The following is a 12,124-nucleotide window of genomic DNA, read 5'->3' on the forward strand; positions in this document are numbered from 1 at the left end:
TTCACAAAACAAAAAAGCTGCAACCAAGCTTCTGGTGCAACTTTTGATATCATTGATAAGCCAACACAATTGATTTTAATTAAAAAATTAAAAGCCCATATTGGACAAAGTATTCACGACGCCAATGATTTCGTCCTTGCGGCTGAGTACTTTTTCTGTTGGATCACTAACTTCTTGTGTATCTATGCGTACAATAAATTTTCGGTTAAGCGTTACATATGTCCCGTCATTGATTAAAATATTTAGTTCTTGGTCTGAAATTTTTACGCATGCGTCTTTCCAAACATCGAATCCTTCTTTATCTGATGGGACATTTCTTTTAACCACACTTTTGCCACTTAATTCATGAAAAGTAATATCATAATAGTTCATTATAAACTTCCTCCTTTTTTTGTTTCGTGCAATTATTCAATATTTTGGACTTGCTCACGAATTTTTTCTAAAATCGTTTTTAATTGGACTACTTGGTTTTTGATTTCAATTGCACTTGATTTTGATCCAATCGTGTTCACTTCTCGATTCATTTCTTGGATTAGAAAATCAAGCTCTCGACCAACTGGTGTAGGCATCAAAATTAAGTCATTTAATTTTCCGAGATGGATAAACAAACGATCTAGTTCTTCATGAATATCCCCACGCTCTAATAAAATGGCCAACTCCGTCAACAATCGTTGCTCATCAACTTTATCACCTAAAAATTCTTCCAATTTTTTTTGGTAACGTATTTGGAATTCTTGTTCATATGTTTCAACAAAGGCTGATAGATTGTCTAGCACTTGCGAAAATTCGGCTTGATTCTGCAATAATACAGCAGCTAACGCCTGACCTTCTGCTTCACGACTACGTTCAATTCCACCTAATGCTTCAGACAATGTTTCTTGAACTAGTAGCCTTAGTTCTTCTTCATCTGCTTTTTCTGGTTCACTGACCGAGACAAATTTTTCTTGTAATGCTAGACGCTCAATCAAGGATGCTACCGAAAGTTGAACTTCTCCACCGAAACGATCATGTACCCCTTGAGAAAGTTGCGTCACTAATGAATCAATCAATGACCAGTCGATTTCAACTTGTTTCGCATTCTCTCCAATGTGCGTTATATTTACAAAAACTTCAACACGTCCACGAGTAAGCTGTTGTTTAATCAACTGTCGCATGTCACCTTCGAGAAAATTTAGAAGTTTCGGACTGCGTAATTGAATATCTAAAAAACGTTGGTTGACACTTTTAATCTCGATATCTAATTGATACTCTTTTGTTTCGCGGATTGCTTTGCCAAAACCGGTCATACTTTTCATTCGACAGGGTCCTTTCTTACATGTTTTCTATTGCTTTTTGCAGTGCTTCAAATTCTTCATTAGTCAATGTCAATCCTTTACCCATCTTTTCATGTTCTGGTGACCAGTCACGCAAGTCAAATTTTGGCGGACGACCATTCCAACTAACCAAATTTAATTCTTTACGCCAACCTTTTGCGTTCTCAGATAAAATTGCAATCTCTTCTATGATTTCATAGGAAAATTCTTGTGCCATTCTTGTTCCTCCTTAAGATAATGTGCATATAAAACAAATAATGTGTCCACTGGTTGTTCGTTAAGTAACACTTGAACCTTTTCTTGTGTACTAGCATAAAGCTTTTTTGCTAGTATCGTCAATTTTTGTTCTAAACGTTGTTCTCTCGAAGAAGACCACCACTCTTCCAGACTCAGCAACCCGATTTCTTTCTTAACAATTTCTGTAAAAGGGCGTTGCTCTTTCTCACGAATCAACGCAAGCATTTCTGGTACTCGATAAACTTTATTAGGTAGTAGATACATTTGTTTTGCCAAAAGTTCTAGCATCGCTAATCCGCATGTTTCAATGACGACCCTGTCTTTATATACATTACGCAAATCCTCCCAAAATTTTACGTCATAGAAAAAAGAAAGATCTAATTTTTTTTCCTTGGCTAATATACGTAAGAATTTTTTCCAAACTTTTTCAGCCAAAACAGTCGAATCAAAGGTATACCAATGTCCTTCATATTGGTGTAGCTGCTTCTGTGTTTCCAAATAACCTAATTGTAAATTCAATGAATTACGCTGTCCATCAAAAATCAAAAATGTCCCCAGTGTCCAAAGTGAGCGACAATGCCATTCAACAAATCCTAATGGTTTTTTGACTTTTTTCGTAATCCCAGGGCCCTGAACATCTACCACAAAAGCTTCAGTTGCTCCTTGTTCAATCGCAACATCTACTGGCAGATTATTTTTATACCCGCCATCAATATACCGATCTTTGTCAATTTTTTTATAGGTCATCGCTGGATAAAAAGAAGCAGAAGCAACGATCCAATTAGGAATTTGTTCTGGTGGCATCTTTTGAATAGGCACCACTTTCTCAATCATTTCAGGGATTTTAGTCGTAACTGTAAATAGTTGTGGTTTCGTTTTTTGAACGAGATATTTCAAATCCAATGATTTTCTCAGCAATTCTTCTAACGGCATTGAAGAAATACCGCGAGTCAAAAAAGCCGTCTTAGTCATTTGACGAATATCATTCAACAATTGTTGGCGCAAATCAGTTAAAGGTAAGTTTTCTGGCACAGCTAAAATCTGATTGGTCGATAAATTCGTCCATAAAAATTCGGCTTGATTCAAATCACCTTGCAACATCAAAATACCATTGATTGCACCGACTGACGTACCCGTAATGATCTCAACTGAAAATCCAGCTTCTTGCAAGGCTTTCCATACACCAATTTGATACGCGCCGTGTGCCCCACCCCCACCAAAAACCACAGCAAGATGTCCAGAAATATTTTTCACCCATCGAGTTGCCGTAGTATCAACTTTCTGATACCCAAACTGGATAAATAGTTCAGTCATTTGTGAAGAAACTGATTGCGAAAAAGAAAATTGACAAGTAGACTTCAAAAAGTAACGCGTACAGCTTTCTAGCAACGTAAATAGTTGGCGCCATTGTTGAAAAGCTTCATTGACCAATACATTCGTTATAACTAAATGATCTGACTCACTTGCTTCTCCCATTTTCTTTTCAAAATAGAGGACTAGCTTACCGACTTTGACTCGCCATGCATTTTTCTTTTTGGTCGTTTGCCAAAAAGAGTCGCGACTTTTTTGTTGTTCACTGAAAAATGGAAATGGTTGCGTCATTTTTTGACTTTCGCTGTGTAGTCGTTGCCTTTCTGACCAATAAATCGGTTGAATATCCATTGCTCTCTCCTTTTTCTTCAAGTATAGCAGTCTCTTAAAAAAAATTCTTGTCTGAACAAATACATCTAAAATGTATGAAGACAAAATAATTCATTATTCTTTTCTGAAAAATAACTGACACCAAATTTCCAGCGATTTGAAAGCTACGGTTATTTTCAATGAAAGCGTGACTTTGTAATGGAATTTTAAAATAAAAGAAACAAGCTTTTTTCTTACAATTGTTGTAAAATAAAATAGTTGAGAAATCAAGTGAGGAGGGGCATGATGACTGATTCAGTTTATGTACATATCGATACAACGAGTAACGCTGTTTTGACCAAAGGATTAACTGCGAATGATTTTTCAAACAGCATCGTGCATTATCCTCAAAACTTGCTACTGTTAGATCCTGCTGCTTCAGCAGGAGAATATGAGCCTCACACTGGCTTAAAAATTATTCGTGGGACAGAAAACATACAACATTTCTTTTCCTCACTTCGTAATCGCCACAACACAGACGATTTAAAGTGGATAGACTTTACAGATTTAACAATGTTAAAAGAATTATCCCCATTAGAGATTTCAGAATTATTGTATTTTGGGCATATGAAAACCCATCTGCACTCACCATTTTTCTATAAATTACAAAATAATTTTGTCTATTTTGATTTAAGCGATCAGTTGAACCGTATTTATTATCGCTATTTAGACGAATTTTATCGAATTTTTGCAGACAAAATGAGCCAAATTCTTGCGGATAAAATTAACGAAAAGAAATCATTCTTTCGTCGTGGCATCACTGTTGAAAAAATCAATGGGGATTTACTAAAAGAAATGCGTCCATTGATGCAAGAAGGAATCATTTTTTCATTTGAACAAGCTGGTTTGATCAATGATGAGTATCGAATCCCTATCTATGTGATTGAAGACTACATTTGGAAACTAAAAGGGACTCGCTATCGTGAAGAACCTGTAATTGGAACACTGGTTTACAATACACTTGACCGACGTTGGCGTTTAATCAGTGAAGTTGATGACCTTGCTTACAGCACATTAAGTTAAAAAAGTTTTATCTGTGTGAAAGAACGTAGCATCTAGATGTTACGTTCTTTTTTTGCAAAAAAGAAATAGGTATGACAAAAATTTTGTCATACCTATTTCTTTCGAATGAGCACTGTTCTCAGAACAACTTGTCGTAGCTGAGTATTTTGTACCACAGCCTCATTTTAAGTTCTTATTTTTTTGTTTCAAAAAGTGGGCTAACTGGTTTGTTTTCGTGAATGCGTTTAATTGCATCACCCATCAAACCACCTACGCTAACTTCGTCGATTTTATCAATTTTACGATCTTCTGGTAGATAAATTGAATCCGTTACAACTAAGCGTTCGATTGCTGAATCTTCAATTCTTTGCAAAGCTGGACCAGATAAAACTGGATGTGTACAAGAAGCATAAACACTTGTTGCTCCTGCTTCTTTCAACGCATTAGCTGCTAATGTGATAGTACCTGCCGTATCAATCATGTCATCGATCAAGACACAAGTTTTTCCTTCAACTTTACCGATGATATTCATTACTTCAGCAACATTTGCTTTAGGACGTCGTTTGTCGATGATTGCAATTGGTGCTTTTAGGAACTCAGCCAATTTACGTGCACGAGTTACGCCACCATGGTCAGGTGAAACAACAACAACATCGTCCCCTTTGATTCCTTTTTCTAAGAAATAATTAGCAATTAATGGTGCACCCATTAAATGGTCAACAGGAATATCAAAGAAACCTTGAATTTGAACAGCGTGAAGGTCTAGGGTCAACATTCTTGTTGCTCCTGCTTTTTGAATCATGTTTGCAACTAATTTAGCGGTAATTGGTTCCCGAGCACGCGCTTTACGGTCTTGACGTGCATAACCATAATACGGCATAACTACATTAATTGTTTTTGCGCTAGCGCGTTTCAAAGCATCGATCATAATCAACAATTCCATTAAATTGTCATTTACTGGGCTACTTGTTGATTGGATAACATACACATGTGAACCACGGATACTTTCTTCAATGTTTACTTGAATCTCACCATCACTGAATTGAGTAACAGATGACTTTCCTAATTCCACACCAACAGCTGCTGCGATTTTCTCAGCTAACGGGCGATTTGAGTTTAACGCAAAAATCTTTAATCTTGGATCAAAATAATGATTTGACATGGGGACCTCCACTTTCTTTTTCACAACTCTGAAATTCTTCCTAGTAAATAGTAGACATATTTTTTAAATAAATCAAGTTATTTTAAAAAAAACTAATTGAGATAAGGGAGTTTTTTCGCATATCCTTCTTTATTTACTTGTCGCGCACGTGCGATTGCAAGTGCATATTCAGGAACGTCATTTGTAATTGTTGAACCAGCTGCAATCGAACTGTTCTCTTCAATCGTCACAGGTGCAACAATGTTTGAATTTGAGCCGATAAAACTATGTGCACCGACTTTTGTATGGTGTTTTTGTTTGCCATCGTAGTTAACGAAAACAACGCCACAGCCAACATTGATGTCTTCACCTAGCGTTGCATCCCCAACGTAAGTCAAATGACCAACTTTTGTATGATTACCAATTTCAGCATTTTTGACTTCAACAAAGTTCCCAATATGTGCGCCTTCGCCAATTTCAGCATTTGGGCGCAAATGAGCAAATGGACCGATATCTGCTGATTTTTTGACATGGCTACTTTCAACCACAGAATTGGTAATTACAACGTTATCTTCAATTACACTATCTACGATTCGTGAATGTGCGCCAATCATGCAATCCATTCCAATGACCGTTTCGCCTTGCAATTGTACGCCTGCTTCAATCACTGTGTCTGAACCAATCACGACACCAGCATCAATATAAGTTGACGCTGGATCAACAAAACTAACACCATTAGTCATGTGTGCTTCATTAATTCGGTTACGCATAATTTCATTTGCTTTTGCCAATGCGATACGATCGTTCACACCCATAGACTCTTCAAAATCTTCCGTTTGATAAGCAGCAACTGTATTTCCATCTTCTTTTAAGATTTCAATAATATCGGTTAAATAATATTCACCTTGAGCGTTATTCGTCCCAACTTTATTCAATGCAGTAAATAAAGCTTCATTATCAAAACAGTAAGTACCGGTATTGATTTCTTGTACACGAGCTTCTTCTGGTGAAGCATCTTTTTGTTCAACAATTTTTTCTACAATCCCAACATGATCACGAATAATTCGCCCGTAACCGGTAGGATTTTGTGCATGTGCTGTTAAAATCGTTGCACTAGCATTTTTCCCTTGATGGTATTCAAATAAATTATTTAGTGTTTCCGTCGTTAGTAAAGGTGTGTCCCCACTGATGACTAAAGTCGTTCCTTTTTTGCCTTCTAGGAAAGAAGCTGCTTGTAAAACTGCGTGTCCAGTTCCTAATTGTTCTGCTTGTAAAGCATATTCACTACGTTCACCCAGTTGTGCTTTCACTTGCTCAGCACCATGACCTACGATTGTGATGATTTCGTCAGGGTTTGTTTCGCTTACTCGATTGATGATGTGTTCGACCATTGGTTTTCCAGAAACTGGATGTAATACTTTATAGAGTTTTGACTTCATGCGGGTTCCTTTCCCCGCTGCCAAAATAATTGCATAACGTGCTTCCACTTACTTCACTCCTAGTTATCATTTCCTGTGTTAAGTTTAGCCCAGTGCTCGCTTTTTTTCAACTAACGATTATTTTAAAAAATTCAATTAAAAACAAAAAGGTTGGGACAAATTTTTGTCCCAACCTCTTCTACACTTAGTTCATTTCGCTAAAAATTTATTCTTCTGAAAAATAATTTCCAGGAACAACAGTAATATTTTTCGTTTTTGTATCCACATCTTTCACATAAAGTAGAGAAGTATAATCATCGATTGCACGATGTCCGTGGAATTTTGATTCGGCAAAAACAGTGATACCAACTAATTCAGACTCGAATTCTTCAATCAAACTCTTCATCCCGTTCACTGTTCCGCCACCTTTCATAAAGTCATCGACGACAAGAACTCTTGAACCACGTTTTAAACTTCTTTTAGAAAGCTCCATTTTTTCAATTCGTTCTGATGAACCTGAAACGTAATTTACGCTTACAGTTGATCCTTCCGTGATTTTTGAATCACGTCGAACAATGACAAATGGCGCATTTAAATAATAAGAAACAGCTTGGGCAATTGGTACGCCTTTTGTCGCAACTGTCATCACCGCATCAATTTTTTCACCTAAATATTTTGATGCAATGATTTTTCCAACTTGTCTTAATAACTCAGGTTCCCCTAATAAATCCGATAGGTAAACATAGCCACCTGGCAACAAACGATCTTGCTCTGATAGGCGTTCGGCTAAAGATTCAATATATTTTTTTGCTTCTTCATAAGGAATCTCAGGAATAAACAAGACACCACCCGCCGCACCAGGAATTGTCTCTAGTGTGCCGTAACCTCTTTCTTTAAATGTTTTCTTGATAATCCCTAAGTCCTCACTGATGGAAGATTTAGCAGATTCATAACGTTCGGCAAAACTTGTTAACGAAATCAATTCATGTGGATGATCTAATAAATATTGAGTCATATCAACAAGACGCTCACTGCGACGTACTTTCACATATTCCAGCTCCCTTTTTTAAAATTGTCGTTTTTCATTATATAAGTTTTTTTTCAAAAATTCGAGCATTTTATAAAAAAAGAAGAAAATAGTTCGGTATTTCTGATTTATAAAAAAAGAAACAGCGGAAATATTTCGTTTCCACTGTTCCTCTCAGGCTATTTTATACTCGATTTTTTCGTTTTACACCAATCGATAGTCGTTTGACTATATTAACGAGTAAGAATAAGCCAATAAAGACTAACGTGATTGTTGCTCCAGGTGGTGTGTCCAAATAAAAGGAACTACCTAACCCAGAAAGCATCCCGATAAATCCAACAAAAATACTAATCGCAATTACGACGTTAAAGCTTCGACCTAAACGCATACCAATTGCTGCAGGTAACACCATGATTGCAGAAATCAACAATGCACCTGCTATTGGGATCATCACTGCAATTGCAACACCAGTTATCACGTTGAACATCATTGACATTGCATGAATGGGTAGCCCATCAACATGTGCCACATCTTCATCAAAAGTTAAGACATACATTGGACGTTTGAATAAAACAAACATGACACCAATGACCACAAATAAAATGCCCAAGAAAATGACTTGGTCCCATGTGATCGTCACGATTGAGCCAAATAAATAAGATTGGATACTCGTTGCAGAATTTCCACCACTTAAATTCATCAAAACTAACGCTAACGCTAATCCACCAGCCATTAAAATTGCAATCGAAATCTCAGAGTATGTTCGATAAATCGTACGTAAATATTCTAAAACAATTGCAGCTAAGACTACAACAATCATTGTGGTAACTGTTGGGTTCAAATTGAGAAAGAACCCCAACGCTACCCCTGCTAACGAAACATGAGAAAGTGTATCAGCCATCAACGACTGTCTTCTAATTACTAAGAAAACCCCCAACATCGGAGCAATCCCTGCAATAAAAATTGCAGCCAGAAAGGCTCTTCTCATGAATTCATATGAAAGCAACGCCATTGTGAGTCCTCCTTCCTTACCAAACGAATTTGTCGATCTGCATACTGTTTGATGTCTTCATGGTCGTGAGTGATCATCAAGACAGATTTTCCATGTACATGTGCGCTATGTCGCAACAATCGATAAAATTCATTTCTAGATTCTTCGTCCATTCCTGTCGTTGGCTCATCTAAAATAAATAAATCTGGATCAGTTGCAAACAAACGTGCCAAACTAATTCGCTGTTTTTGTCCGCCTGATAACTCCCCAATACGACGATGCCGCATATCCCACATTCCAACAGACTCTAAGGCAAGTTTTACATATTCGTGATCTTTTTTAGTTAAACGTTTGAACCATTTACCTCGAGGAAATCGTCCTGAACGAACTAACTCAATCACTGTGCTTGGAAATCCCGCGTTAAATGATGCCACTTGTTGTGGAATGTAACCAATCTTCAATTTTTTTCCTTCTTGATTTTCTGCAGCAATCGTGACAGTTCCTTTGGTTGGCTTCAATAAACCCAAGGTTGCTTTAATCAGCGTTGACTTTGCTGCTCCGTTCTCTCCAGTTAAAATGACAAACTCCCCAGCATCGACATGATAAGATACATCCTCTAACACTGGCTCTTCTTCATAATAAAAGGTCAAATCAGATACTTCGATATAATGCATCACTAGACCTCCTTCTAAACTTACTTGATACTTTCTTTCAATGCCGCTAAATTTTCTTCCATCACAGAAATATAATTCTCACCCGCAGCTATTTGTTTTTCCGTTAGACTTTCCAGTGGATTTAATACTTCAAGCTTCACGCCTGTTTCAGCGGCTAGCGTTTCCGCCACTTTCGAAGAAGCATTTTCTTCAAAATAAATGACTTTTGTTTGATTTTCTTCAACAAATTCTTTCAATTTTGCCAAACGACTTGGGGTCGGCTCTTGATCTGGTGAAATACCTGAAATCGATTTTTGAGTTAACTGATATTGATTCGCTAAATAGGCAAATGCAGCATGTTGCGTAACAAAAGTTCGATTTTTTGCGTCTTTTAGTTCTGTTACATATTTTTGATTTAACTCTTCTAATTTTTTGATGTAAGCTTCCGCATTTTCTTCAAATGTTGCTTTCTTCTCAGGATATTTATCTCCCAACTCTTTCGCAATTGTTTGAACTTCTTGGATTGCTAGGACTGGATCTAACCATACATGAGGATCATATTCATGGTCATGCGCATCATGCTCCGCTTCGGCTTCGTGATCATGGTCTTCTGATCCTTCTAAGCGTTCGATTCCTTTAGCTGCCTCAATCATCAATGTTTTTTCCTGATCGACCGACTTCTTCATTGAATCAACAAAAATTTCCATGTCTGAACTATTATACACGAAAACATCTGCATCCGAAATTTTCGCCATTTCTTTCGCACTCGGTTCAAAGTCATGTGGCTCTGTTCCTGCAGGTATCAGTAACTCAACGTTTCCTTCGTCACCAACAACTTCCTTCGTAAAATCATACATTGGATAAAAAGAAGTAATAATGGTTAATTCGTCTGTCTTTGACTCACTTTTCTTTTCAGTTTGTCCGCAAGCAGCAAATAACAACATTCCTGCAACAGCTATCGTTGCCCATACATATTTTTTAATCATTGTTTACCCCTCTCTAAAATAGCAAATCGTAATTTTACGATTTATCAACGTGAACTAATGTATCAAAATAAAAAATTACAGTCAATAGAATTCGGAAATCTTCTGATTTACGACGTATATTTGGAGATAAACCGTAAAACATTTGAATACTTTCTCATAGAATGGACTAGTTTTCTACAAACTAGACAATCATTCTCATCTCGGATAGAATGGCGGTGAACTTTACGAAAGGGGTGATTCCATGAATTTTTACAATTGGATAAAAATCATGATTCCACCATTTCCCTGGAATGGATGTTTTTTCCCTAGATAAATAAACTAGTAGGAGTTTTAACATTGGAAAAAAACATCGAAAAAAATAAAAATAAAAAAATAAATTTATCGCTACTAATTTGCTTAGTTGGGTTTCCACAAATCAGTGAGACAATCTATACGCCATCTTTGACAGAAATCGCTCAGAAATATGGTGTCCAACTCAATATTGCTCAAATGACGTTGAGCATCTATTTCATTTCCTTTGCACTTGGTGTCTTCTTTTGGGGAATTGGATCAGATTTTTTTGGCCGAAGAAAAGCAATGAACCTAGGAATTCTAGTGTATGTTCTTGGTTGTTTCCTCTGTTTAGCATCTAAAACTATCGAACTACTTTTTGTTGGTCGTTTCATTCAAGCATTTGGTGCAAGTACAGGATCTGTAACCACACAAACCATTTTACGTGATAACTACTCAGGCAACGAAAGACATCAATTATTTGCAAAAATTTCTGCGGCGCTCGCTTTTTCGCCAGCCATTGGTCCTTTGATTGGTGGACTTCTGGGTGAATTTTATGGATTTAGAGCTGTCTTTTTGTTCTTAGTGATTATGGGGATGATTCTTCTTTTCTGGAGTCTTAAAGGATTACCAGAAACAGCTATGTTTACTCAAACTAGAGTCGATACGAAAAAAGGTTTTTCAGTAGGTAAAAAAATGTTGTTAGATCGTTATACAATTTCATTTGGAATACTGATTGGGATTTTTAATGGGATTCTTTTTAGTTACCATTCAGAAGCACCCACGATCTTTATCGAAAAGTTTCATTTTACTCAGAGCCAATATGGGTTCATGGGAAGCATCGTGGCTTTAGCCACAGTAGTTGGTGCGTGGCTATCAAATCGCGAATTAAATCATTTAGCACCTGAAACCATTATTACAAATGGAATTAAACTTGCCTTGCTTGGAGCTATTTTCCTTGGACTAACAGCGTCTCTGCCAGTTCATTTCGTCAGCCAAGTAACGATGTACATTCTTGGGATTTTTATTTTACTGGCTGGTGTAGGTATGGCATTACCTAATTGTCTAAGCCTAGCACTTGTAAAATTTGCATCGATAGCTGGCACGGCTGGCGCATTTCTTAGTCTTGGATACTACATTGTTGTCAGCCTCTGTACTTTTTTGATCAGCTTGTTGCATAATGGTTCTCTTTTTGTACTACCACTCTTTTGCCTCGTTTTACTACTGATTTCACTGCTTTGTATCAAAAGTGTAACGATAAAAAAAGAAAAATAAGAGCCATTAATAAAAGTTGTACGAGACAATCCATTGTTTCGTACAACTTTTTAATTTATTCGATTACTCATTAATTAGAATTAACAACTTATAGCTAGTATAAATAGAGAAAAAAAGCACATAAGTTTAGT

The 12,124-nt window shown here is 36.8% G+C and carries 12 protein-coding genes; 2 read left to right on the forward strand and 10 right to left on the reverse strand.

The features are described from left to right. Positions 1–87: 87 nt before the first annotated feature. From AC4BD1_RS11640 to AC4BD1_RS11655, 4 genes are read right to left on the reverse strand one after another with little or no spacing between them, the layout of a single operon-like run. The gene (locus tag AC4BD1_RS11640) at positions 88–372 is read right to left on the reverse strand and encodes a hypothetical protein (protein WP_206910804.1); all 285 of its coding nucleotides are present in this window, start codon (positions 370–372) and stop codon (positions 88–90) included. A gap of 32 nt (positions 373–404) precedes the next feature. Then, positions 405–1,295 (reverse strand): YicC/YloC family endoribonuclease, encoded by an 891-nt coding sequence (locus tag AC4BD1_RS11645; protein ID WP_206910801.1) that lies wholly within the window; start codon positions 1,293–1,295, stop codon positions 405–407. Between the two features lie 16 nt (positions 1,296–1,311). Then, positions 1,312–1,530 (reverse strand): YdbC family protein, encoded by a 219-nt coding sequence (locus AC4BD1_RS11650; protein ID WP_067484668.1) that lies wholly within the window; start codon positions 1,528–1,530, stop codon positions 1,312–1,314. After that, positions 1,500–3,212 (reverse strand): patatin-like phospholipase family protein, encoded by a 1,713-nt coding sequence (locus AC4BD1_RS11655; protein ID WP_490485637.1) that lies wholly within the window; start codon positions 3,210–3,212, stop codon positions 1,500–1,502. Before AC4BD1_RS11655 ends, AC4BD1_RS11650 begins: the two co-directional genes overlap by 31 nt. A gap of 264 nt (positions 3,213–3,476) precedes the next feature. On the opposite strand from AC4BD1_RS11655, the gene AC4BD1_RS11660 reads away from it, so the two are divergent. After that, the gene (locus AC4BD1_RS11660; RefSeq protein WP_206910798.1) at positions 3,477–4,253 is read left to right on the forward strand and encodes a hypothetical protein; all 777 of its coding nucleotides are present in this window, start codon (positions 3,477–3,479) and stop codon (positions 4,251–4,253) included. A gap of 172 nt (positions 4,254–4,425) precedes the next feature. Here AC4BD1_RS11660 and AC4BD1_RS11665 read toward each other — a convergent pair whose 3' ends face one another. From AC4BD1_RS11665 to AC4BD1_RS11690, 6 genes are all read right to left on the reverse strand, one after another. Further along, positions 4,426–5,394, reverse strand: coding sequence for a ribose-phosphate diphosphokinase (locus AC4BD1_RS11665; protein WP_067484661.1), 969 nt, complete (start codon positions 5,392–5,394; stop codon positions 4,426–4,428). 92 nt (positions 5,395–5,486) lie between these two features. Then, positions 5,487–6,860 carry a bifunctional UDP-N-acetylglucosamine diphosphorylase/glucosamine-1-phosphate N-acetyltransferase GlmU gene (glmU, locus tag AC4BD1_RS11670; protein ID WP_490466624.1) on the reverse strand — a complete coding sequence of 458 codons (1,374 nt, stop codon included), beginning with the start codon at positions 6,858–6,860 and terminating at the stop codon, positions 5,487–5,489. Positions 6,861–7,017: 157 nt separating this feature from the next. Beyond that, entirely contained in the window at positions 7,018–7,839 is an 822-nt protein-coding gene (purR, locus tag AC4BD1_RS11675) for a pur operon repressor (RefSeq protein ID WP_206899014.1), read from the reverse strand. 163 nt (positions 7,840–8,002) lie between these two features. Further along, entirely contained in the window at positions 8,003–8,830 is an 828-nt protein-coding gene (locus AC4BD1_RS11680; protein ID WP_490466625.1) for a metal ABC transporter permease, read from the reverse strand. Further along, positions 8,803–9,483 (reverse strand): metal ABC transporter ATP-binding protein, encoded by a 681-nt coding sequence (locus AC4BD1_RS11685; RefSeq protein WP_206910794.1) that lies wholly within the window; start codon positions 9,481–9,483, stop codon positions 8,803–8,805. The genes AC4BD1_RS11680 and AC4BD1_RS11685 overlap by 28 nt, the downstream gene beginning before the upstream one ends. Before the next feature lie 20 nt (positions 9,484–9,503). Next, on the reverse strand, positions 9,504–10,448 hold the full coding sequence (locus AC4BD1_RS11690; RefSeq protein ID WP_490466626.1) for a metal ABC transporter substrate-binding protein: 945 nt from the start codon (positions 10,446–10,448) through the stop codon (positions 9,504–9,506). Between the two features lie 336 nt (positions 10,449–10,784). Between AC4BD1_RS11690 and AC4BD1_RS11695 the strand changes: the two genes are divergently transcribed. Continuing rightward, entirely contained in the window at positions 10,785–11,993 is a 1,209-nt protein-coding gene (locus AC4BD1_RS11695) for a multidrug effflux MFS transporter (RefSeq protein ID WP_490485638.1), read from the forward strand. Positions 11,994–12,124 lie beyond the last annotated feature (131 nt).

It is taken from the genome of Enterococcus sp. DJ147D b (assembly GCF_058216655.1).